General features: G+C 31.3%; 27 protein-coding genes. All 27 read right to left on the reverse strand.

The window, feature by feature from the left end; genetic code table 11:
• The 27 genes from J2Z44_RS07815 to J2Z44_RS07945 all read right to left on the reverse strand — a co-directional run bounded on the left by J2Z44_RS07815 (position 1) and on the right by J2Z44_RS07945 (position 24,723).
• A complete protein-coding gene (locus J2Z44_RS07815; RefSeq protein ID WP_021283755.1) occupies positions 1-870 on the reverse strand; it encodes a MinD/ParA family protein in 870 nt (289 codons plus the stop codon).
• Positions 864-1,934, reverse strand: a complete 1,071-nt coding sequence (gene flhF / locus J2Z44_RS07820) for a flagellar biosynthesis GTPase FlhF (protein ID WP_021283754.1) — start codon at positions 1,932-1,934, stop codon at positions 864-866. The genes J2Z44_RS07815 and flhF overlap by 7 nt, the downstream gene beginning before the upstream one ends.
• Positions 1,934-4,006, reverse strand: coding sequence for a flagellar biosynthesis protein FlhA (gene flhA / locus J2Z44_RS07825; protein WP_378109462.1), 2,073 nt, complete (start codon positions 4,004-4,006; stop codon positions 1,934-1,936). Before flhA ends, flhF begins: the two co-directional genes overlap by 1 nt.
• 40 nt (positions 4,007-4,046) lie before the next feature.
• On the reverse strand, positions 4,047-5,888 hold the full coding sequence (locus tag J2Z44_RS07830; RefSeq protein ID WP_021283752.1) for a fused FliR family export protein/FlhB family type III secretion system protein: 1,842 nt from the start codon (positions 5,886-5,888) through the stop codon (positions 4,047-4,049).
• 11 nt (positions 5,889-5,899) lie between these two features.
• The gene (fliQ, locus tag J2Z44_RS07835) at positions 5,900-6,169 is read right to left on the reverse strand and encodes a flagellar biosynthesis protein FliQ (protein WP_021283751.1); all 270 of its coding nucleotides are present in this window, start codon (positions 6,167-6,169) and stop codon (positions 5,900-5,902) included.
• A 12-nt stretch (positions 6,170-6,181) separates the two neighbouring features.
• Positions 6,182-6,991, reverse strand: a complete 810-nt coding sequence (fliP, locus tag J2Z44_RS07840; RefSeq protein ID WP_021283750.1) for a flagellar type III secretion system pore protein FliP — start codon at positions 6,989-6,991, stop codon at positions 6,182-6,184.
• Between the two features lie 13 nt (positions 6,992-7,004).
• Entirely contained in the window at positions 7,005-7,409 is a 405-nt protein-coding gene (gene fliO / locus J2Z44_RS07845) for a flagellar biosynthetic protein FliO (RefSeq protein WP_021283749.1), read from the reverse strand.
• 8 nt (positions 7,410-7,417) lie between these two features.
• Positions 7,418-7,918: a flagellar basal body-associated FliL family protein gene (locus J2Z44_RS07850; protein WP_209649473.1), complete on the reverse strand. Its 501-nt coding sequence runs from the start codon at positions 7,916-7,918 to the stop codon at positions 7,418-7,420.
• Positions 7,919-7,931: 13 nt separating this feature from the next.
• Entirely contained in the window at positions 7,932-8,648 is a 717-nt protein-coding gene (locus J2Z44_RS07855; RefSeq protein WP_021283747.1) for a flagellar motor protein MotB, read from the reverse strand.
• On the reverse strand, positions 8,641-9,468 hold the full coding sequence (locus J2Z44_RS07860; protein WP_021283746.1) for a motility protein A: 828 nt from the start codon (positions 9,466-9,468) through the stop codon (positions 8,641-8,643). Before J2Z44_RS07860 ends, J2Z44_RS07855 begins: the two co-directional genes overlap by 8 nt.
• Positions 9,461-9,652, reverse strand: a complete 192-nt coding sequence (locus J2Z44_RS07865) for a flagellar FlbD family protein (protein ID WP_021283745.1) — start codon at positions 9,650-9,652, stop codon at positions 9,461-9,463. The genes J2Z44_RS07860 and J2Z44_RS07865 overlap by 8 nt, the downstream gene beginning before the upstream one ends.
• Before the next feature lie 180 nt (positions 9,653-9,832).
• Positions 9,833-10,867: a flagellar hook protein FlgE gene (locus J2Z44_RS07870; protein ID WP_021283744.1), complete on the reverse strand. Its 1,035-nt coding sequence runs from the start codon at positions 10,865-10,867 to the stop codon at positions 9,833-9,835.
• Between the two features lie 110 nt (positions 10,868-10,977).
• Entirely contained in the window at positions 10,978-11,595 is a 618-nt protein-coding gene (locus tag J2Z44_RS07875) for a flagellar hook capping FlgD N-terminal domain-containing protein (protein WP_021283743.1), read from the reverse strand.
• A 26-nt stretch (positions 11,596-11,621) separates the two neighbouring features.
• Positions 11,622-13,067 carry a flagellar hook-length control protein FliK gene (locus tag J2Z44_RS21930; protein ID WP_021283742.1) on the reverse strand — a complete coding sequence of 482 codons (1,446 nt, stop codon included), beginning with the start codon at positions 13,065-13,067 and terminating at the stop codon, positions 11,622-11,624.
• A 4-nt stretch (positions 13,068-13,071) separates the two neighbouring features.
• Positions 13,072-13,509, reverse strand: coding sequence for a flagellar export protein FliJ (gene fliJ / locus J2Z44_RS07885; RefSeq protein WP_209649474.1), 438 nt, complete (start codon positions 13,507-13,509; stop codon positions 13,072-13,074).
• A 19-nt stretch (positions 13,510-13,528) separates the two neighbouring features.
• Complete coding sequence (fliI, locus tag J2Z44_RS07890; protein WP_031271543.1) at positions 13,529-14,839, reverse strand: flagellar protein export ATPase FliI; 1,311 nt, start codon at positions 14,837-14,839, stop codon at positions 13,529-13,531.
• Positions 14,840-14,906: 67 nt separating this feature from the next.
• Positions 14,907-15,653, reverse strand: a complete 747-nt coding sequence (locus J2Z44_RS07895) for a FliH/SctL family protein (RefSeq protein WP_021283739.1) — start codon at positions 15,651-15,653, stop codon at positions 14,907-14,909.
• Complete coding sequence (gene fliG / locus J2Z44_RS07900) at positions 15,637-16,650, reverse strand: flagellar motor switch protein FliG (protein WP_021283738.1); 1,014 nt, start codon at positions 16,648-16,650, stop codon at positions 15,637-15,639. The genes J2Z44_RS07895 and fliG overlap by 17 nt, the downstream gene beginning before the upstream one ends.
• A 3-nt stretch (positions 16,651-16,653) precedes the next feature.
• On the reverse strand, positions 16,654-18,219 hold the full coding sequence (gene fliF / locus J2Z44_RS07905) for a flagellar basal-body MS-ring/collar protein FliF (RefSeq protein WP_209649475.1): 1,566 nt from the start codon (positions 18,217-18,219) through the stop codon (positions 16,654-16,656).
• Positions 18,220-18,234: 15 nt separating this feature from the next.
• Complete coding sequence (gene fliE, locus J2Z44_RS07910; RefSeq protein ID WP_021283736.1) at positions 18,235-18,543, reverse strand: flagellar hook-basal body complex protein FliE; 309 nt, start codon at positions 18,541-18,543, stop codon at positions 18,235-18,237.
• A gap of 10 nt (positions 18,544-18,553) precedes the next feature.
• Entirely contained in the window at positions 18,554-18,985 is a 432-nt protein-coding gene (gene flgC, locus J2Z44_RS07915; protein WP_021283735.1) for a flagellar basal body rod protein FlgC, read from the reverse strand.
• 2 nt (positions 18,986-18,987) lie between these two features.
• Positions 18,988-19,389, reverse strand: a complete 402-nt coding sequence (gene flgB / locus J2Z44_RS07920; protein WP_021283734.1) for a flagellar basal body rod protein FlgB — start codon at positions 19,387-19,389, stop codon at positions 18,988-18,990.
• Between the two features lie 858 nt (positions 19,390-20,247).
• Complete coding sequence (locus tag J2Z44_RS07925; protein ID WP_021283733.1) at positions 20,248-21,084, reverse strand: flagellin; 837 nt, start codon at positions 21,082-21,084, stop codon at positions 20,248-20,250.
• Between the two features lie 95 nt (positions 21,085-21,179).
• Positions 21,180-22,379 (reverse strand): flagellin lysine-N-methylase, encoded by a 1,200-nt coding sequence (gene fliB / locus J2Z44_RS07930; RefSeq protein ID WP_209649476.1) that lies wholly within the window; start codon positions 22,377-22,379, stop codon positions 21,180-21,182.
• A 96-nt stretch (positions 22,380-22,475) separates the two neighbouring features.
• Complete coding sequence (locus tag J2Z44_RS07935) at positions 22,476-23,177, reverse strand: acylneuraminate cytidylyltransferase family protein (RefSeq protein WP_021284410.1); 702 nt, start codon at positions 23,175-23,177, stop codon at positions 22,476-22,478.
• Positions 23,177-23,839, reverse strand: a complete 663-nt coding sequence (locus tag J2Z44_RS07940; RefSeq protein ID WP_209649477.1) for a PIG-L deacetylase family protein — start codon at positions 23,837-23,839, stop codon at positions 23,177-23,179. The genes J2Z44_RS07935 and J2Z44_RS07940 overlap by 1 nt, the downstream gene beginning before the upstream one ends.
• Positions 23,839-24,723 carry a formyltransferase family protein gene (locus J2Z44_RS07945; protein WP_021284407.1) on the reverse strand — a complete coding sequence of 295 codons (885 nt, stop codon included), beginning with the start codon at positions 24,721-24,723 and terminating at the stop codon, positions 23,839-23,841. The genes J2Z44_RS07940 and J2Z44_RS07945 overlap by 1 nt, the downstream gene beginning before the upstream one ends.
• Positions 24,724-24,727 lie beyond the last annotated feature (4 nt).

Genomic DNA, 24,727 nt, shown 5'->3' on the forward strand with positions numbered 1-24,727 from the left:
CTAAGAAAATATATTAAAAATTCTTTTGAATAATTCTTGTACTCCACTAGTAGTAACTCTATAATTAATGCCTTGTAAATGCTTTGCAATTATTGTTATATCCTCAACAAACTCAGTGTTAGGATAAGATAATACTAACGGTTTTTGCTTTCTAACAGCTTGGGTTACCTTTGAATCATCTGCTATATTTCCAAGGTGTTCTAACTTAATCTTTAAAAACTTATCTGCAGCGTTTCTGAGCTTAGAAAAGGTATTATTACCTTCTGAAACACTAATGACACGATTTATTATAACTTTTGCATTAGCTTTAATTTTAAAATGATTCACAGCTTTTAATAAACTATAAGCATCTGTAAGAGCAGTTGGTTCAGGTGTAACTACAACTACAAGTTCGTCACTGCAAGCAATAAACCCTAGAACACTTCTATTAACACCCGCCCCAGTATCAATTAATATGTAATCAAACCCTTCTATATTCTCAAGCTTTTTTAAAAACTTCTTTCTTTGCACTTCAGTTAAGTCATCTACTTTAGATAATCCAGACCCACCTGGAAGTAACTTTATTCCATATGGACCTTCAACTAAAACCTCTTCTATTTCCTTATCTGAAAAAATTACATCAAATACATTATATTTAGGAACGCATCCTATTAAAACATCATCGTTACCCATACCTAAATCAGCATCAAAAATCATGACTTTCTTACCAAGCTTTTGGAGCATAATGCCCAAATTTACCACAATATTACTTTTTCCAACTCCACCTTTACCAGATGTTATAGTTAAAACTTTGGTTTCTGTATCTCTTCTATCATCTTTGATAACATACTGTTCTGCCATTTGTCTCAATTTAGTTGCCTGATCTAACATATGCTTTTCTCTCCTAGTATCAAGTCTACAACGTCAATTTTTGTTGGTGTTTTTATGTCTTCTGGCACATTTTGACCAGTAGTTATAAAGCTAATAGGTGCTCCTGAATTGTGAATAATATTTAAAATTGAACCATAGGTACTTGTTTCGTCTAATTTAGTAATAATTACATAATCATAAGCTATAGTACTATAACCTTCTGTTATAATTTTTACATCTTTATTTTTAGTTGTAGCACTAACAACTAAATGCACTTTATTAGCTTTAGATTTATCTATATATCTTCTTAGTTCTGATATTTGCATGGCATTTTTACTACTTCTCCCAGTTGTATCAACTAATACCACATCGCAATCTTTCATACTATCAACTGCACTCTCCATATCTTCAATTGAAAATACTACCTTGAAGGGAATTGACATTATTTCTGCATAAGTTCTTAACTGATCCACAGCACCTATTCTATAGGTGTCAACAGTAATCAATCCAACTTTTTTCTTTTCAATAAGAGCAAGCTTACCAGCTAACTTTGCTATTGTTGTAGTCTTTCCAACTCCAGTAGGTCCAATCAATGCAATAATCCCTTCCATTGTTGGAGTTTCAACATTAACAAGTTCATGAATTAAAGCTTGTAATGAACTTCTTACCTCAGACTCGTCATAATCTTTAGGTAATTTGCTTAAAATATCTTTTATAATTTCATTTGATAAGTCTAAATCTTTAAGCAAACCCTCAACACTATCATTTTCCCTAAAATCATAATTGGGAATATTGCTTCTGTTTTCAATAAAGGAGTTCATCAATGTTTTCATTTCTTCCATCTCTTTAAGTAAGATACCTGAATTATTATCACTATATTTAGGTATATCCACATTTTGAGCCTCAGTATTTTCCTTTGAATCAATTGCAGCTGTAACTTCAAAGACTTTAGATGAAAAAAAGCCTTTTAGTCCAGGCTTTTTAACCTTTCTCTGACTAATGATAACCGCATCTTTTCCTAGGTCTTCTCTTATTTTATTTAGTGCTTCCCTCATATTTCTGGCAAAGTACCGTTTTATTATCATTATAGTGCTACAACTCCTTCAGTTCTTATCTCAATATCATTTGGTATTTCATTAAGTGAAAGTATCGCCACATTAGGAAATACCATTTCAATAAGCTTTCTAAAAGCTGGCCTTATCCTTGGGGAAACCAAAATAACTGGTATATTGTTTGGAAAATATGTTCTATTCAATCCATCTCTAATTGAGTTTAGTAATTCAGTTGTAACTTCAGGATTTACAGCTGGAAAAGATCCTTGCATGGACTTTTGAATATTGTTTCCAATAATATTTTCAATCTCCGGTGACAAGGTTAATACTGTAAGAATATTATCTTCATCAATAAGTTCGTTACATATATTTCTTCCAAGAGAAAATCTTACATACTCTGTAAGAATCTCAATATCCTTAGTATTCCTTGAATTATCTGCCAGACACTCTAGAATTGTAACCATATCTTTTATTGAAACCTTTTCTCTTAAAAGATTTTGCAGAACTTTTTGAATCTCGCCAATCGTCATTAAATCTGGAATTAGTTCTTCAACTACAGTATTATATTTTTCTTTAACTGAATCAATAATAAGCTTAGTTTCTTGTCTACCAAGAAGTTCATGGCAGTGAGATTTAATAGTTTCAGTTAAGTGAGTCACCATAACTGTCGTTGGGTCTACAACTGTCAAGCCCTTAATCTCAGCATCCTCTCTTTGATCCTTATTAATCCATAAAGCCTCTATTCCAAAAGTGGGTTCCACAGTCCTAATACCTGCCATTGAAAATTCCTCATTACTTGGATTCATACAAAGTAACATATTTGGCATTAGTTCTGACCTTGCTATTACAGTTCCTCTAATTTTAATTATATACTCATTAGTTTTTAACTGCAAATTATCTCTAATTCTAATAGGCTGTACTACTATTCCCATCTCAATAGCACACTGTCGTCTTACAGAAGAAATTCTTTGAAGGAGATCTCCTCCTGAAGACTCATCTGCTAATGGAATTAATCCATAACCAATTTCTATTTCAAGTGGTTCTACTGTGATTAAATTCATCACATTTTCTGGCTCACGATTTTCTGTTTCAATTATTTCTTTTTCTTCAAGCTCCATACTAGACACCACTTTAGCTTTCTCTTCTTTATATAATAGATATGAGCTATATCCTATAGCGGCTGAAAGCACTAAGAAAATAAAAGTTGGCATTCCAGGAATGAATGCAAAGATAAATAATACAAAAGAAGCTATTGCAATTACTATTGGGAAAGCAGTTAACTGTGATGTAACTTGAGTACCTAAGTTATCATCACTTCCTGAACGAGTAACCAATATACCTGAAGCAGTAGAAATTAATAATGCAGGTATTTGTGCTACAAGTCCATCTCCAATAGTCAACTTAGTGTAGGTTGCTGCTGCTTCTGCTGCACCCATATCCATCATTAAAACTCCAATGATTATTCCACCAATAATATTTATAATAGTTACAATAATTCCAGCAATAGCATCCCCTTTTACAAACTTAGAAGCTCCATCCATAGCTCCATAGAAATCAGCTTCTAATTGAAGATTTTTTCGTCTCTCCCTAGCTTGCTCATCACTAATCATACCAGCATTCAAATCTGCATCTATACTCATTTGTTTACCTGGCATTGCGTCAAGGGTAAATCTTGCACTAACCTCCGAAACTCTTCCTGCACCATTAGTTATAACTATAAATTGTATAATAATAATAATTAAGAAAATTATTATTCCTACTGCGTAATTACCACCAATAACAAATTCTCCAAAGGCTTGCACAATTTTACCTGCATTAGCTTGAGATAATATAAGTCTTGTAGAGGATACATTCAACGCTAATCGAAATAATGTAGTAACTAACAGTAGCGTTGGAAATACAGATAACTGTAGTACATGAGTAGTAAACATAGAAATAAGTAATATTACCACTGATATTGAAATATTTATTGCAAAGAAAACATCCAGTATTGCTGGTGGTAATGGAATAATTATCATAAGTACAATAAGTATTACTCCAAAAGCAACTACAACATCTAAGTTATTTTTTATTTTAAAAGTTCCATACTCTGCCAAATCCATCATCCTTCTTTATAATTTCATAATTAATAATTATAATAAATATCTATTTTTTTGAAGATGCCTTCACTACTAAAACAAGAATTTCTGCTACTGCTTGATACATGTCATAAGGTATTTCTTCATCTAACTCTACCTTACTAAACATTAATCTTGCAAGAGGTTTGTTTTCAATAATTGGAACTTTATTTTCTATAGCAATTTCCTTTATTTTAACTGCGATGTTATCGCTACCCTTTGCTACAACCATTGGTGCCTTACCACTATTCTCATCATATTTCAAAGCAACTGCGATATGAGTTGGGTTTGTAATAACCACTGTGGCATCAGGTATTGACTGCATCATTCGTCTCATTGCCATATCCCTTTGTTTTTGTCTAATTTTAGATTTCACTAAGGGATCACCTTCTTGCTGTTTAAATTCTTCCTTTACTTCTTGTTTAGTCATCTTTAAGTCTTTGTTATACTGGTATCTCTGGTAAACATAATCTACTATCCCTATAACTATTAAAACTAGTGAAACTTTAGAAAAAATACTTGTTATAAGCTTAGAAATCTCACTAACTATAGCATCAACTTTAAAATTACTATAATTTATTACTGAATAATAATTATCTTTAATAAAGTTATAACCTACATAGCCAACAATAGTTACAATAGCTATATTTTTTACTAAATCCACAAGCGCCTTTATCGAAAACATTCTTTTAAACCCACTAATTGGGTTCAACTTTTCAAGTTTAGGCTTTAAAGTTTCTGTGGTTAATACCTTTCCAGTTTGGGCTACATTCGCAATAACGCCAATTATCATAATCGGAATTGCAACAGGTAAAAAAATCATCATAATTCTAATAAAAGAATTTATTAAAATACCCTTAAAGCTTTGACTATTTAGCACGAAATTAGGATAGTAATGCAAATACAATATGATAGTTTCTTTTAATTTATTAATAGCAAAATTACTAAGTGTTAAAGCAATAATAGTAACCGTTACCAACACTATAGCTGAGGTCAGCTCCTTACTTTTAACAACTTGCCCCTTTTCCTTAGCATCTTTCTTCTTTTTAGGTGTAGCTTCTTCAGTCTTTTCACCACTGTCGCTAGCTACAAAGATTACAAGGAATGGTAGAATGTTGAAATACTGAGTAAATATCCGATCCAAGTTACCAATATTTGCAACTATAACTTTCATAATCATGGGTATTAATACTCCAAAGGCTGAAAGGCCAACTAAAAGTTTTATAGGCATACCCATAATCATAACATTAAGCTGAGGCATTACCCTTGAAACTAAACCAAGAACTATTTCTGTAATTAGTAATATTAAAATTATAGGTATTGCTATTTTAACTCCAATAACAAAAAACTCTAAGATAACATGAATCATATAGGTGGAGTGTTCAGGTAAAAAAGTAAAGCTCCCTAGTGAAACAACATTGAAGCTATCAATAAGGGCCTTTATAACAATTAAGTGTCCATCAACTAACATAAAAACCATTATGGAAATCCAATATAAAAGTCTTCCCATTACAGATAAGTTTTCACTAGCAATTGGGTCAAATAGAGTCATCATTGAGAAACCAATGGAAAAATCCATCATTTGCCCTGCCATTTGTGCCATAGAAAATATTAAGTTAATAACGAACCCCATTGAAAGACCTACGATAATTTCCTTAATAGCTATTGGTATAATTCCCATTATACTACTTATAGCTTCAACTGAACTAGAATCTAACATAGGTGTAATGATTATAGAAATGACCATAGCTAGTCCAACTTTTAAGAGTGCAGGTGTATCACTTGGGAAAAATACTTGCACAGAAAATATTAATGAAGTAAGTCTTAGAAATACCATAAAAAAAACTACAAACAATGCTAAGTCAATCAAATTTATCCCACCTAAGCTCCAATATTAGAAATTATTGTGAAGATTTGCTTGGTAAAACTTATTAGTTGATTTCCCATCCAACTAGCAGTTAAAAGTCCTACTGCAGCCACTGCCAAAATCTTAGGAACAAAGGTTAATGTTTGCTCCTGTATTTGAGTAGTGGCTTGAAAAATACTGATTATAAGTCCCACTACTGTAGCAGTAATCAAAATTGGACCAGAAATCATAAGTGCTACCTTAATCATATCCTTTAACAGAGCAATAACCATTGTATCTGACATGTACTCACCTCATCATTTAAAACTTAAAATTAAAGACTGACTAATTAAATTCCACCCATCAACTAATATAAATAGTAACAATTTAAAAGGTAAAGAAATCATTGCAGGTGGTAGCATAAACATCCCCATAGACATAAGAACACTTGAAGCTACTATATCTATTATTAAAAAAGGTATAAACAATAAGAATCCTATTTCGAAAGCTGTTCGTAATTCACTAATAACAAACGCCGGAAGTATTACATGAACAGGAACTTCATCATAGTTTGGAGTTTGAATTCCACCTTCTCCTTCTTCCATTTTGACAGAATCTTCTGCTTTGCCTGCCTCTAAAAACAGTTTTAAATCTTTAACCCTTGTCTGCCTTAGCATAAAATCTTTAAGTGGCTTAACACCTTTATCCATAGCTACTTCTGTAGTAATTTCTCCGTTCAAATAAGGTGTTACAGCTTCTGTAGTTATGGTATTAAAGGTTGGAGCCATTACAAAGAAAGTTAAAAATAACGCTAATCCAATTGTTACTTGTCTTGGAATCGATTGTTGTGCTCCAATAGCATTCTTTAAAAATGATAAAACTGTAACTATTCTTACAAATCCGGTAGTCATAATTAATATTGATGGTAATACTGTAAGAACAGTTAATATCAATAGTAACTTTATATTGTCCACATATTCAACTGGTGTAGATGGCTCATTGAAGGATATATCTACATTAGGTATAGGAATAGTGTTATTTGCAGCATAAGCAATATTTTCTTTTAGCAATATAAAAATTAACAAAACACCCAAAAATATAATAGGTTTATAACTTCTTTTTTTCATAAATCACTTTCCTCTAGTCCTTAGTAATTTGATCATCATCGGATTTTTTCAAATTAAATTTTGATATTAATTTTGATAATTTAAAAGAATCCATTTTAATTCCTTCTATGCCATTATTAAACTGTTGCATGTTTAAAGCGTTAATTTCTCTTATTTTCTCAATCTCTTCTGGTTCCATCTCTTTAAGGATTTCAATTTTACCATTTGAGCTAGAGATTAAATAAGCCTTATCACCAACTTTTACAATGAGCAATGAATTTTCTTTTGAAAGTGGTAGCCTTTCTAGGATCTTCATGAATTTTCCGCTAGTTCCCAGATTGAATTTGCTACCCACTTTTCCAAGAATCAAAATTAAAGCAATAGTAAATGGAAAAAACACCAAAATCTTCAATAATGTAGTCCAAATGTTTCCATCCATGCTTCCACCTATTGAATTAAAATTTCAGAGAAATAAACATTAGCTATTCTGCCTTTAGTTAACTGATCATTAATTTTGTCAGCTAATTCCTTCTTGATTGTCTCTTCTCCTTGAACTGACAAATCAGTGCTCTTTTTAGTTCTTAGCACATTATTAACAGTATCTCTTATGATAGGCTTTTTAGTAGTAAGTTCCGCAGCTAATTCTTTTCCGTTAACGTATCCGATAAAGATTTTAGCCTTTAAATACCTTGGCTTTCCTTCATCAGCTAAGTTAATTAAGAACTCATCTAATTCAAAAGTTGCCACTTCTCCAGTGCTGTCCTTACTTGACGCAACACTTTCTGTTGTACTTGCTACAGGCGTAATGCTTTTAGCTGCAAAGTAATAAGCACCAAAAGCAACAGCTCCTACTAACACAAGTCCAACAACAATTCCTACTACTATTAAAATAGCTTTAGAACCTTTTTTTTCTTTAATATCTTTTTTAACTTTATTTTCTGCAGCCATATTCTTACTCCTTTTACGACGCTTTTTTATTTGATACGATAATTATATTAACTCTTCTATTCATCGCTCTATGCTCTGGGGTATCATTAGAAACTATAGGACTAAACTCCCCATAAGCTTGAGCTGAAAATCTTTCAGGATTTTTTTGTCCCTTAGTAACTAAAAAGTAATCTAGCACGCTCAAAGCTCTAGCAGATGATAAATGCCAGTTACTTGGGTACTGAGAAGTCTTTATAGGCACATTATCTGTATGTCCTTCTATGATTACATTAGTATTTACCTTATTAATCATTTCATTAACCTTATCTAACACACCGAGGCTATCACTCCTCAAATCTGATTTCCCAGTATCAAAAATAATAGCTTCTTTTAACTCAATATTAATCCCTTTATTATTTTCATAAATATTAACATCATTTTCCAGATTATTTTCATGAATAAAAGCTTTGATATCATCATACAGTTTTTTCTCTTGATTTTCCTTAGATGCATCAGATATCGGGTCTGTTGTGCCAACTATTGGAGCTTCACCACTTGCAATATTAAACTCTAGCATAGAGTCATCTGCTTTCCCAGTAAATATACTTTGAAATGAATTAGAAATTTGCCTAAACTTTTGTGCATCCACAGTAGAGAATGAGTACAACAAAACAAAGAAGGTCAATAGCAACGTTACTGTATCTGAGTAAGTGCCAAGCCAGGCATCTGTTTTAATCTCCTTTTTAGCCATTCTCTGCCACTCCTTCACTACTAGCAGTTACAGTATAATATTTACTTCTTTCATCTGGTGATAGGTATGCTACCAATTTATCTTCAATAATTCTTGGGTTAACCCCTGATTGAATTGCTAAAACTCCTTCAATAATCATTTGTCTTGTTCCAATTTCTTGAGCACTTCTGTACTCTAGCTTAGCAGCAATAGGAAGTGCGATAACATTGGCAACAATAGAACCATAGAAAGTAGTTATAAGAGCTTTTCCCATACCCTTAGCTAAATTCGAAGAATCTGTTAGGTCAGCAAGCATTTGTATTAATCCAATTAAAGTTCCTAACATTCCCATAGCCGGAGCATATGCACCTAAGGTCTTAAATACAGATGCAGCATCATTATGACGTTTTTCCATTTCGTTTATTTCTAAAGTCATGATTTCCTTAATTGATTCAGGTTCAACCCCATCTACTACCATATTCATAGCTTTTTTAACAAAGTCATTTTCAATTTGAGCTATTTCATCCTCTAAAGAAAGTAATCCTTCTCTTCTAGCCTTTTTTGATAAATTAATAAACAAGCTAATTGTGTCAAGTTTTGATAACTCTTGTTCCTTCATAACTTGTATAATAACTTTTCCAAGCCTTTTAAATTCACTCACAGGATAAGCCATTAAAAGAGTTCCTATGGCGCCTCCAACAGTGATATAAATGGATAGAGGATCCCAGAAAATAAGGTATCCAGCATTACTATTCATTCCTATAATAATAAGAGCTGTAGCTGCAATAAACCCTATTATGGTTAAAAAATCATTTTTTTCACGTCTAATCCTCCTAAACATGCAGGTTAAAAATCATATTTTTATATTTTATTACCTTATTAATTACTTCTTCAACATCTTCTTTTACCAGGTACTTCTTCCCATTAATTAAAGTGATTACAGTTTCTGGTATATGTTCAATTTTTTCAATATGTTCGCAGTTTAATATAAATTTAGTTCCAGTTAAAGTGCTAACTTCAATCATAATATTCCTCCTAAAAGATTCTAATAATGAAATGAACTTTATGTAGTTGCACTAATACTTATTTAAATAATTAAATAAGTAAATCATTTAGCAAGCAAGGTCCATAAAGTTACATTCACTTTAAAAGCTGTGAATACCCAATATCAAAATTAATGCCTCTATGGCTTGCTTACTAATTTATTATCTTTTTAGATTAACTAACTCTTGAAGTATTTCATCTCCAGTAGTGATAACCTTACCACAAGCTTGGAAAGAACGACTTGCAACTATCATATCAGTAAACTGTGCAGCCAAATCTGTATTTGACATTTCTAGTGCTCCCTGAATTATATCTCCATATGCTTTACTATTATCATTAGCCTTATCAGCTTTAACTCCTGATCTTAGTATAGGATCCCCAGAGTTTGATGACGATGAATACATATTTTGTCCTAGTTGCTTAAGTCCACTTTCATTATTAAAAGATACCATAGCTACTTGTCCAAGCGCTGTTCTACTTCCATCTGCAAGAACTGCTGTTATAACTCCATCCTTTTCAACGGAGAAACTTTGTATTTTTGCATCCATTGTAGTTCCTGTTTTTGGGTCAGTAATTTGTACAGAATCAGGAATTCTTAAAGAAACTAATTTACTTTCATCAGCCTGAAATTTTGCATCATCAGGGTCAACAAATTTAAATTTATCATCATATTTTGCATTACCATCATATGCTGGTGCAGTATTTGCTGCATCTTTTACTGCATATCCCATAACCCTATATCCATTAGAGTTCAATAAATTACCATATGGGTCTAACTTAAAAGCTCCATCTCTTGTGAAAAGGGTTTGCATAGTAGAAGTCATTGTATGAGTTTTATTATCTACTATTATTTCTCCGTCCACTGTTTCTGCTGGTCCTTTAGCAACAACAAAATATCCCTTTTGGTCTACTGCTAAATCAAGAGGTCTTCCTGTTGGTTGTAAACTTCCTTGGTTTGTGTTTACATTTATGCTTTGAACCGAAACTCCAAGTCCTACTTGAGCTGGATTAGTACCACCTAAGTTTAAGCTTGGACTAGAAGAGTTTTTAATCATTTGATACATACTATCTTGAAAGGTTACAGATGAAGCCTTAAAAGCTGTGGTTCCAGAGTTTGCTATGTTATTTCCAACTACATCTAATTTTCTCTGATTTGCATTTAATCCTGAAATACCTGAATACATTGAGTTTAACATGGTTTATTCCTCCACTTTTCTTTATAATAATTTATAAATAGTTTTAAATACAATTTTTTATAATAAGCAATTCACATAGTATAGTGCTAATTATACATTTATAATTAATTCTACCTTATATTTGTAATATAGCCGTATGGATAATCTACAGGTTGTCCATTCACATCAAGCCTAACCATAATACCATTTGCACCTCTATAAACTTCCTTAACAAGTCCTTGCACCTTACCATTAGCATCCTGAATATCAACAGTTTTACCAATTAATGCTGAAGTGTTTATAAAGTTAATATTATCCTTATTGGAATCTTCCATATTTAAGATGTCAGAAACTTGGTCAAAAGTATACTCTTTTAATTTTCCAGTACCATTATCTACAGTAAGTAAAATTTCATTTCCTCTTTTAAATACAGACTTTACTACTCCAGATTCCTGAACACCTTTAGTATCAAATACATCCAGAGCAACAAATTTACCGTTTAGATTTTGTGCCCCTGCAAATCTCATGGTAGTGTTTAAAGTTGACATTTGCTCTAAGGACGCAAACTGTGACAACTGTGTTACATAGGCAGTAGTATCCTGTGGTTTTGTTGGATCCTGATTTGACATCTCAGTAGCTAAAATTTTCAAAAAGGTATTCTTATTCATATCCTCACCAGGCTTAACTATTGGTGTTCCCCTTTCAGTAGTTTTATACAACTGGTTTGTATTTTTACTTGAAATTTCCATAAAATCCTCCATTTAAATTTATTTGTTTATACTAATAAATTAACAGCACTTTCGTGCATGATTGGTTCCATTATAACTTCCTCTTCAACTAACATATCTTGGTTTCTACTGTTTTTCCTCATAAATTGCTCAGATTCATGTTGTTGATTTTGATTTAAGTTTCCATTTGAAAAGTAAGTAGTATCTTCATTGTATAAACCTATATCCACAGATTGAATTTTACTATTATCAAAATTAATTTTTTCATTTATATCTCTTAGCCCTAGATTTAACATCTCAACAGCATCCTTGCTTGTGGCTTTTATTGATGCTTTTAATGCTCCATGTTCCATAGTGACAGAAATAAATACTTCACCAAGTTCCTTAGGATAAATTTTAACACTTAAATCCTTTATTCCATTTAGATCCATGAACTTTACAGCCTTAATTATATCTTCATTAAAGGTACTCTTTGAAATATAAACTGGAACTTTATTGTTTACTTCTACCTTACTGGAATCTAAGCTATTACTACTAAGAATATTCATGAAACTTGTGACCCTATCAACCTTTGAGTCAGACTTATTTACTTCAGCAAGCTTTTTTAGTAGATCGCTTTCTTTAGAAGAAATATTTTCTTTTAAAGTTTTTTCATCCTCTACCCCAATTTTGCTTGGCATTTCTTCGAATAAGTTATTGTGTGTATTATTTTTATCAAAAAGCTCATGACCACTTATCTTTGAATTATTACTTAAATCTTCTGTTCTGGCGCCCTTTAACTTAGAAAGAATACTCTCAATTAATTTATTACGCATATCAGTTTCTTTAGAATTGTTGCTAATAGAATCATTGCTTAATTCCTCAACAACCGTAGAATTACTAGCATAATTGCTATCCATGAGTTCATTTTTAATTCTTGAGGGGATATCACTGATTAAGTTGTTAGGTATACTCGCCTTTGAAGCTTTATCCATTAATTGTATAAGCATATTTAGTTTATTTTGTGCTTCAGTAAGCTTACTACTTTGCTCGTCTAAATTTACGCTTTTCAGCATATCTTGGATCTCTTTTGTGGGATTTGAACTCTTCTTAAGAGTTTCTATCAAATTTCCCATATCTATCCCTAATAACTTAAGAATATCTTGTAACGTTTTTTCGGTAACGTCATTATTTTCTGATAAATTTTCTGATTCCTCAGAACTAAACTCTTCTTTATCAATTTTCTCTAAGCTTGTTTTGCTATCCTTACACTTATAATCCATACTTACTGAATCATTTCTTTCATTATCTTGTAAAGATTTAGTTTCATTTTTCACTTCTACTTTATCTAAGTTTGTCTTTGGTGTAGATTTACTGTCATGCCTTGACTTAGAAGCATTTAAAAAACCTGTAAACTTATCTTCATTTACATTTTTATTTACAAACTGTTTTGAGTTTTTATTTTTAATGGATATGGAATTTTGTTTACCTAATTCTATATTAGAAATATCCACTAAATCACCTCCTATTTTGTCTTATAAACCCATAAAGGGAAAACTCATCATTTTGAAGTTGTTCAAGTCTTTCCTGTTCAGCTAAAAATACTTTTTTTTGTTTCTCCTTTAGTATTTCAACGGTTTTTCTTTGAACTTGGGCATCTACTAAATCTAGCCTTTTTTCTTCTAATTCATTGGTCTTTTCATCCAATGTTACTATAGTGTCCTCAATGCTAGAATACAACAAATTTAAATAATTTTGCTGTATCTTCCTCTCATATGTTGAGGAAGTAATATCCATTGCGGAATACTTTGAATAATTATCTTCTAAATCATCGAGTTTTCTTTGCACAAGTTGTTTTTCTTTACTTGCTTCCATAAATAGTACTTTCATTTTTTCTTCTTTTGCTTCTCTAATTTCTAGAAGTTTTTGTAGTTTGAAATTGTACCTATTAGCCATAAAAGTTTCTCCTCAAAGTTTAATTTGAAAACATATTTAAAAGTTTATCTAAACTTTCTTCAAAATTTGTATGCTCATTAATAGCCTGTTTAAGGAATTCGTTAATTGCATCTATGTATTTTAGAGACATATCAACTCTTTTATTGGTTCCCTTTACATAGGCCCCCAAATTTATTAAATCCTCAGAATCTTTATAAGCAGCAAGCAAATCTCTAGCTACAGAAGCAGCCTTTAAATGGTTTTCATCAGATATTTGCGGCATAAGTCTAGAAATGCTTCTTAATATATCGATAGCTGGATAGTGGTTTTTTGCAGCTAAATCACGGGATAGCACTATATGTCCATCCAAAATACCTCTTACTGCATCAGCTATAGGTTCATTAAAGTCATCTCCATCTACAAGTACTGTATAGAATGCTGTTATTGATCCCTTACTAGACATACCACTTCTCTCTAATAGTTTAGGAAGCATAGCAAATACTGAAGGGGTATATCCCTTTGTTGCAGGCGGCTCGCCAATAGCTAAACCGACTTCTCTCTGAGCCATAGCAAATCGTGTTACTGAGTCCATCATCAATATAACCTTTAGACCCTTATCCCTAAAATATTCTGCTATAGCCGTGGCTGTAAAAGCACCTTTTAATCTTACTAAAGCAGGTTGGTCAGAAGTAGCACACACAACAACACTTCTTTTTAGTCCTTCTTCACCAAGATCATTTTCAATAAACTCTAATACTTCCCTGCCCCTCTCTCCAATTAATGCTATAACATTAATATCTGCCTTAGCCTCTCTTGCTATCATTCCTAAAGTTGTGCTCTTACCAACACCTGAACCTGCAAAAATACCAATTCTCTGACCTTCTCCGCAGGTTAGAAATGAATCAATTGCTCTAACTCCTGTTGAAAGAACTTGCTCAATTCTTCTTCTTTTAAGCGGGTCCGGCGGCATTGCTTCAAGTGGGTATGAATAATATCTAGTAATTTCATCATTGTTTAGTGGATTACCAATGCCATCCAATACTTTTCCTAATAATTCATCAGAACATCGAACACTAAGCTGTTTTCCACTTGGAACAACTCGACATCCAGGAGAAATCCCAACTAGATTTCCTAAAGGCATCAAAATGATATTATCTGATTTAAAACCTACCACCTCAGAAATTATTGGCTCATTTCTTTCGTTATATATAGTGCATACTTCTCCAACAAAAGCTCTAATACCTTCAACTTCAATGGTAAGGCCTATAACATTAGTGACTTTACCTTCAACATACTTAAAATTAGCATTTTTAATATTACAAGACAATTTATCAAAATTTAAGGTTATCATTGTTTCACCTATTTCCCTAGTAGCATTCCTAATAAAGCACAAATACTTTAAAATTCCAACTCATTTCTTAATTCTGCTCCATTAAAATTTCTTTAAGCTTTTCAATGCTGTACTCTATACTTAATGTAGTATTGCCTCTATCCTTTTCGATGATAACTGTTCCATCATCAAGCATAGGATCTTCTATAACAAAAATTTCTCCTCTAAAAGCTAACTTGTTCTTGAAATTAAGAATCTCACCTTCAATAGCTGGATAATGATTAGAGTTGCATTTAATTATAAAGGTTCTTTCGCGCTTTTCTTCTTCTAGAGTTTCAAATATTAACTCATTTAAAGCCTCTGGGTAATTAACCTCTCTTTTAAGAATAGTCTCCACAGTAGTAATCACTAAATTTCTAAACTGCAAATCTTTCTCTTTCAAAAACTTGTTATACTCTTCCTTGGCTTGAAATAACATAAAATTTGCATTCTCAACTATTTCATTTCCTTTAATTTTACCTTCATTAAAACCTTTATCATAACCCTCTTGGTACCCTATATCTTGTCCTTCATCATACCCAACTTTAAAGCCCATCTCTTTAGCATCATTTTCAATAATTTTTGCAGACTCATAAGCATTATAAATTATTTTTTTACTTTCACGTTGGGCATTTTCAATAATTCCAGCGCCAATTTTTTCAAAAGAATTCAATTCAGTGTTATCGCTATCCTCATTAGATAAAATTTCCTTTGGAATAACAAAATCAGTTTTAATTTCTGTATTACCTTCACTAATAGCATAATTTTTCTTTATAACTTTATAGGACGATTGCATCTTGTCCACCTCTTGAAACTGTAATTTCTCCGGCTTCTTCTAATCTTCTAATTAAGCCAACAATTTTTTGCTGAGCCTTCTCAACCTCTACAAGTCTTACCGGTCCTAAGAATTCCATATCTTCTTTTAGCGTAGCTGCAGCTCTCTTAGATTGATTTCTCATGATAGATTCAAGTACCTGCTCTGATGAACCTTTAAGAGCCAGACATAGTTCCTTAGAATCCACTTCACGTAAAATTCTTTGAATCGCAATATCATCAAGAGTAATAATATCCTCAAATACAAACATAGATTGTTTAACCTTTTCAGCAAGCTCTGAATCTTCTCTTTCTAAGCCCTCTGTAATATTTTTTTCTGTTCCTCTATCCACTTGATTTAGTATATTTACAAGTGATGGCAATCCTCCTACTACGCTATTTTCTGAGCTTATTACATTAGAAAGCTTACTATTAAGCACTGCTTCAATTTCTTTCACAAGAACAGGATATACATTACTCATAGTAGCAATTCTATACGCAACATCACTTTGTAAATCTGTTGGAAGTGCAGATAAAATTTGCCCAGCCTTATCAGGTTGAAGATGGCAAAGTATTAATGCTATGGTTTGAGGATGTTCATTCATAATCACATTTATAAGTTGAGTAGCATCAGCCTTTCTTGCAATTGAAAAAGGTCTATATTGTTGTGAATATTCACTGACCCTCTCCAAGATTTCTCCAGCTCTTTGACTTCCCAGAGCCTTAGAAAGAAGACTTCTTGCATATTCAACGCCGCCCTCAAGTATATAATCCTTAGCCTTATTCATCTCCATGAATTCATCTAAAATCTTTTGGCGTTCCTCAGATTTTACTGTATTCATATTAGCAATTTCGTAGGTGATTTTCTGAATTTCCCTTTCAGGCAATCTTTTAATGATACCAGAGGAAGCTTCTGGACCTAAGGTGATAAATAGAATAGCAGCCTTTTGTACTCCTGTTAATTTTTCAGTTTTAGCCATTACTTATCTTCCTTCCTCCTCTGCAAGCCATGATTTTATAATATCAGCAACTTGTTCTGGTTTTTGCTCAGCATATTTTTTAACCTCTTTTACCACATGGTCTTTTTGTGATTCTGATTCTAAATTCAATGATTCAAAGCTTTCCTGTGGTTTTGGTGTTATAGTTTCTCCTATTACCATATCAATTCCCTCAAAATCTGCCATTTCGTCCATATCATTTTTAGATTTTCTTTTTCTCATAGATGATAAAATAATAATTAATATTATAAGTGCTGCTCCACCACCAATACCTAAAGCAATTAACTTATTTCTTTTAGCATTAGCTTCTTCAGTTTTCATCTCATCTAAGTTTTTCTGTGCTAAATCCTTAGCATCAGAATTGAATGCTAGGCTTTCCACAGTAACAGTATCTCCTCTTCTCTGGTCAACTCCGATAGCCTCACTAACAAGGTTTGTTATTGACATACGAGTTTGAGCATCTATTTGACCATTAACTACAATTGAAGCTGTAACTCTTTCTACTTGCCCTGGTGCTGAAACTACTGTTTCACTTTTCTTAGTTGGTTCATAATTTTTAGTAGTTTCTTTATTTGTAGTTCTTTCATTACCATTAGTAGCATTTTGAACATTGGTCATATTGTTTGAAACAGGACTTCCTGAAGTATTCGCTCCAGTAGTAGTTTCATTGTTGATTTCGTGTTCACTAACTACAGCTCCCTGTTCAAAAATTGTATTATCCTGCTTCTTTGCATCGAAATTAACCTTTGCGTTAACCGATACTCTGATACCATCTTTATAAATAGGTTCTAATACATTTAATATTTTTCTCTGGTACTCATCTTCAATTACTTTTTTTGTTTGTAATTGTTTATCCGAAGAGATTGTATAATTATCCTTGTCTTTATCAAAAATCCCCTCTGTCAACAATTTAAAATCATCGGATACTATTGTTACATTTTCTTTAGGTAAGTTTTCAACACTTCCAGAAACTAATGAAACAATTGCTTTAACCTGCTCCTCACTTAACTCTTTTCCCTTAACTAACTTCAGCGTAACTGAAGCTGTCGCTGGTGAAGGTTTTGTTACGAAAGCTGAGTTATCTGGAAGAACTAAATTTACTTTTGCCCAATCAACTGCTTCAAAAGACTTAATAGTTCTTTCTAATTCCCCAGATAGTGCTCTTTGATACATAATCTTCGCTTCTGAATCCGTTGGTGCAACCTTTCCATTATCAAAAAGTTCAAATCCGTGACTTCCTTCAGTTAGCGATACTTCAGATAAAAGTTCCATTCTAAGTTTATCTACCTGACTTTTAGGAACCATTATTGAATCCCCTTGTACTTTATAGCTTACCTTTTTACTATCTAGCCCAGCAATGATAGCTCCTGAATCTTGTGAGTTCAAATCAGAAAATAACACTACATACTTTGGATTAACATTTACAAAAATTAGAATGCCAATAACTAAAAGTGCTACAGTAGTAATGATAGAATAAGCTACCTTTTTAGACTTGCTCAGTTCTTTCCATTTAGTAACAGCACCTTTTATCGTGTCTGATAGCTTGTTCAAATATTTCACCTCCTACTATACCTGCATCTTATTAAATTCCTCATATACGTTTATTAGCTTGTTTCTTATTTGCAAGGCAAGTTCTAAAGATAATTTTGCTTCTTCAGTAGCCACCATAACCTCATGAATATCTTTTTCACCACTTATATAACCCTGAATAACATTTTCTGATTGAATCTGTTTGTCATTAACCTTATCAAGTTCACCTTTCAAAACCTGGCTAAATGTCGATCCTTGCTGACTATTAACCTGTCCTTCTTTATGTACTTCAACTAAATCTTGCTGAAACACCCTCATATTAGGTGTATACTTATTAACCACCATAATCTAACTCCTATCTACCTATCTCTAGTGTTTTAATGAACATACTTTTTTGAGCATTCATTGTATTTATATTGGCTTCATATGCTCTTGTAGCGGCAATTAAGTCCACCATTTCGTTTAGTACATTTACATTAGGCATGCTAACGTAACCTTCTGCATCAGCATCTGGATGACTTGGGTCATAAACTTTTTTAAGAGGTGATTTGTCATTTTCAACTCCTACTGCTTTAACACCTAAATTTTTCTCTTCAACTTTTCCAGTAGACTTATTAAACTGAGACTTCATATTTTCTTGAAAGGTTGCAACTTTTCTTATATAAGGTTGTCCATCCTTCCCCCTTGTAGTTGAAGCATTTGCAATATTAGCTGCTATAGTATCTAGCCTAAGCCTTTCTGCTGAAAGCCCACTTGCGCTAATTCTTAGCCCTCTAAAAGCTTCCATGTTTAACGTCCTCCTCCCTGAATCACACTTCTAGTAGAAGTGATCTTTCCATTTATAATTCTAACTAATGATTCATACATCATTGAGTTAGCAGCTTGACTTGTCATTTCACTTTCAATATCAACATTATTTCCGTCTTCCCTCATAGATGAGCTAGTATCTTTTTTTATAGTTGGCTCACCATTAGAACTTGAAATATGCTTCATGTTAGTAGTTTTCATTGAATTTTTATCCATAGTACTGTTCAATACATCTTCAAAAGGGACATAGTATCTTTTATAATTTTTAGTATTTACATTGGCTATGTTATTTGCAATTGCCTTATTAGCTGTAACAGTAAAATCCATTGACTTTTTAACCAAATTGTATGTACTTTTACTAATTGGATTAATATCATTATTCATCAAATCACCCCGCACTTTATTATTATTAGACATTTTCTTGTTTTTTCCTTCTTTTATTTGAAAAAAAATGAAAATTTTAAATTATTTTAGAATTTGTACTGATTGCAACTAATATTTTTCTAGTTTAATTTTAATATAAGTTAACTCTTTGTTCAAATATTATTTTTATGAATATTTGTCTATTAATGTTAAATATTTTACTACACTTTTAAAGAATTGCAGACTAAGATGTGTATATTTATTTTCTTATTATTCATCTTAGTTATTTCTTTATATTTCGTCTTAATTATCTATTTTTTTATATAATATGACAATACGCCTTAATTCTATCCATATTGAAAGCAATATCATAGGATCTCAGTTATTTTCAGTAGATATATTTATTATATTTTATTGTTTAATTAAAATCATTACTAAATTTATCGTATAATTCGACATATTTTTCGTTTTTTATATCACTTCCATTTTGATTATTTAATCTTCTAGTTTTTAGTTGACATAAATAATCATTTAACCTTCATTTTTATGTTAACATAATGTTCATATATTTTTTTCCTGAACCTTTCCCCTAGTACAGTATTTTATGTAATTAGTCGTATTACATAAAGATTTGTTGTCATAATATATGTTTCATTGATTAATTACCTAAACATTCTGGATATATCATGCACATTAATCATAAAATTAGAAGTGTTTTTCTGCGAAAATAATTTACTATCTAGTAATAAAATTTCACTTATCAAAAACCAAAAACATAAATTCTCAAACTAGTTATGTAAAATATAACTCATGACATAAAAAAGTTAGCTACAAACTCAACTTTCAGTTGAATTTGTAGCTAACTTTATAACACCTTATCTAGTAAGTTCTAATATTTTCTAAAATCCTAAGCACATCCTGTGGTATTTTGTTTGTTTGTGACATAATAGAAAATCCTGTATTAACTAACAAAGAAGATTTGGATAGCTCCATCATTTCTAGAGCTATGTCAGCACCTACGGTTGTAGCCATGGCGGTTTCAGATTTTAAAGATATTTTACTTGTATAGTTATAAATACTATCAAGTCTGCTAGCTATTCCCCCGTGTTTGCTTCTATATCTATTAATATCATCTATTGCCTTATCAATATATCCTAAAGAACTATCTATATCTGCATTAGTACTAATATTAATCTTACCACCATCAATACCTAAACCTGCAGAAGTCAAATCACAAAGTGGCAATTCTAAAACATCTTGTGCATAGCTTCCTGCCAATAGTTTTATAGATTTTCCTGCATTTCCGCTAGCTAGTAAATTTATTCCATTCATTCCTGTCCTATTAGCTGTATCATCTATATGTTTAAGTAATTCATCGATTTCAATTTTTATAGCATTCTTATCACTATCATTATTTATTCCGCCAGCCTGTACCGTAAGTTCTCTTATCCTTTGAAGGCTATCTTCAATATTTTGCATTCCTCCATCAGCAACTTGTAAAAGACTCATACCATCTTGTAGATTTCTTGATGCCATTTGAAGTCCTCTAACTTGTAATTCTAACTTCTTTCCTTTTGCCATAGCGTTTGGATTATCCTTGTAATTTTGAACCTTAAGTCCTGAACTTATCCTCCCTAGTGCTTTGCTTTGATCCACTAAACTATCCTTATATCTTCTATAAACATCTACAGAAGCCATATTATGATACAATCTCATTTTTCAACCCCCACAATTAAAGTTTTTCTTATTATACTAGTATTAAACTATGTATAACCATCAATTAATTCATATATGTTTTTTAACAAATTGTATTAATTATTCATTAAGGAAATTATATTTTCTAAAGTCATCATTTTTTTATTTTTTAAAACTTTATATATATTTTGTATATTATTATTTCCATGTGCATAATTTCTGCTATATGAATGTATTAATTTAATAGTAAGTTCTTCGTCTATCATTTTATATTTCCCGCTAATTCCTATCAAATAACCTTTTATCAATACATAATTAAGCACTAGAACACAGTATTCATCATAGGCATTGCCAATTTTTGAGGTTGGAAATAAATTTGTAAAAACATAATGAACTAAATAATTTTCAAAAATATGTTCATATTTTTGAATAAAAATCTTATAATAATCTTCATAGTTTTTGTTGTACTTATGAATTGAGATTTTTTCCCTCTCATCTGTATCTAACAACCCTTCATGAAAATCCATACAAAGTTCCTCGAATACTTGAATAGTATTCTTAAAACCTGCTAATTGATAAAAAACATTTAAAATATTAAATTGATTTTCATCATTTTTATTCAAAGAATTTAAAATATTATGTACTTCCTCAGTATCTAATAATAAATTAAAAGAGTCAATGATGGAAATTAAATCACTCTTTTTATCTTCTTCAATGAAATTTGAACTTTGCTCAAAGAAAACACCTAATAATGCTAGTCTTTCCCAAAGCTCAAAATTTCTATTTTGTAGCACATCAATGGTAAACATTCTTAATAACCAAAATATATCCTCATTCTTATTTACAGTATTTGTGCAATATGTTTCAAATTTTACATTTATATCAATTTCTGTAAAACTCATCTTATTTCTATTTAATAATGCTAGTCTAGCTACTTCTGGACATGATAGTGATAATGATTCCTCAAAAGCTTGACCAACCTTATTATAAATTCTAGGATAAATCTTACAAGTGTAACACAATGACTCAGGTCCCAGTTCACTATGAATTAAACATAGTTTATCTTTATTTAAAAAAGCACATCTTTTATTGTCATCTAAAACAATTTTTGCATAATTTCCATCGTTATTACTTTTTCCATTTAACCCTACGCTACTGTTAAATTTTTCTTTTATTAACTTATTTTTAGATTTTTTATAAGTATAGTATGTATTTTTATCAATGAGAATCTCCCACTCATGACAACAAGTATCTTCACATTGAGAGCCTATACAGTTAAAGTTTAATAAAAACTCAGGTACTAAAAGCTTATCCATATTCTCACCTCATTTATTTTATCGTTCTTTTTATCAGTTACTTTACCAAAAAAAATTAAGTTGTAACTATTAAATAATACTGGCATTTTATAATAGTTATTTTTGAGTTACTAACATTAGAAATCTTGCAAAATCTAAATCAAATTGGCTGTCAATATCTACTGAGGAGTACTTATCCATTATATAGGCAAAAGCCTTACTACTATAAAATGACTTATTTTTTACAAAAAAATCTACTTTTGATATATAAATTGCTCCATTTAATCTATAATAAGTACTTATTTCTTGCCTTCTCTTATTTCCATTGCTAGTTATAAAATTTTCCATAGATAAATCTTCATCAATCGTGTTGCACCATAAAGGAGAGTGTTCTGCCTCACAAACACTTATTATAGAATTAGCACTTTTTTCAAAACATAATTTTATTGCATTAGTTATATCTGTACTTTTTCTTAAAGGTGAGGTTGGCTGTAAGAGTATAAGATAATCATATTCTCTCCCTGTATTTCTTAATTCCTTAATAGTATGAAGTATTACATCAATAGTACTTGCTTCATCTGTAGAAAGGTAGTCAGGCCTTATAAAAGGAACAAAAGCCCCCCAATCCTTTGCAATTTCAGCATATTCTATTGAATCAGTGGAGACAACAATATCATCAATTATACCGCTATTTTGAGCTGCTATAATGGAATATGCTAGCGTAGGTTTGCCATCTATTTCCGCTATATTTTTATGACTAAAGCCTTTTGATCCGCTTCTAGCGGGGATTATAGCAAGAATTGTTTTTTCATTATACATTAGTGTTCAACTCCTTTTATTAGAATAAATGCTTCTGCAAAATTAACTCCTGCAGTAGCACCTCTAAAAGTAGCTATTGCCTTTATGTTTTCTATGCTTCGTGGGAAAGGGGGATTTCCTAACTCACTTTCATAGACTTTCATAATTTCTATTTTCTTATCTAGATATCTTGATATATCTATGAAATAATTTGGTATGAACCCATTTGCACTGTTTGCAAAATCGGTCTCTGATATAATCTCCATTGCATAAACTTTTTTTACAAATGGATATCTAAAACTTTTAGTGCACGCGAAAACTATATCAAAAACTGCTTTGTGATCTGAATGAACATCATTTCTAAAGGGTAGAAAAATTATATTAGGTTGAACTTGATTTATTATATTTGATACTTCCTTTATTAAATAACTCTTTTCATATCTGCCTAAGTTTGTAGGCTCTAATTCTAAATTATAAAATTTATCGAAATTATATAATCTTGATACTTCATTAATTTCACTATTTTTTTTTTCTACTTTTTCTCTAGAGAATCCATATTGTTGTTTTACATTTGTAAAATTGAGCCAGTAAATCTTATGCCCCTCTTCTTTATATTTTAAAATAGTTCCACCGCAACCTAGTGTTTCATCATCTGGGTGGGGAGATACGAACAATATATTCATTATAAATAATCACCCTCTTTTAAATTTATGTCATCACACTGTAGTACTTTTATGCATTCATCTCCAACTTTAATTAAAAATGAATTTGAAGAATAAACTTCTATTACTTTTCCAAACTCAATGTTATTTAAATTCATATTTTTAACTTCTTCTACTTTCCACACTTTGTAATCAGCATTATTATACTCGAAGTGTGCTCCAATATACGGTTTTGAAAGAGCTCTTACTAAGTTATAAATATTTAAGGAATTCATACGCCAATCAATTTTACCGTCTAGCTTCGATCTTTTACGCCAATAATTACCCTCATGGTTATCTTGCCTTATCACATTAAAATTATTATTTTTTAGTTCGCTTGTAAACTTCTCCATTTGTATTACTGCTGCGTCCATTATCTTATTATATAAGCTTTCAGCATTATCTGAATAGCTTATATTTACAGTGCACTGGGACAGTATATCTCCAGTATCTGCTCCTTCATCTATAAAAAAGAAACTGCTAGCAGTGTTTTTAAGACCTAGAGTTAATGCCCAAATTATTGGATGTCTTCCTTTGTTATTTGGTAATTCTGTTGGATGAAATCCAATAATTCCTTTAGGTGGAATTTCCATTAATTCCTTTTTTATTATTTGAGACCATCCAAAGCAATAAATTACATCAGGAGTTTTACTCCTGATGTACTCTAAGCTGTCCACATCATTTATATTCCTCGTAAACTTATAATCTATATTATTGTCAATACATAAATCAGTTAAGTCATTAAAATCCGAGTTAAATTTTGATTCCTTCTTAGTTATAACTCCAACTATACTTTCATTCATATCAATTAGTTTTTGTAATAATATCCTTGAAGATTTAACACAACCAATGAATAGTATCCTCAACTCA

The sequence above is a fragment of the Clostridium punense genome, assembly GCF_017874425.1.
Classification (GTDB): Bacteria; Bacillota; Clostridia; order Clostridiales; family Clostridiaceae; genus Clostridium_J; species Clostridium_J punense.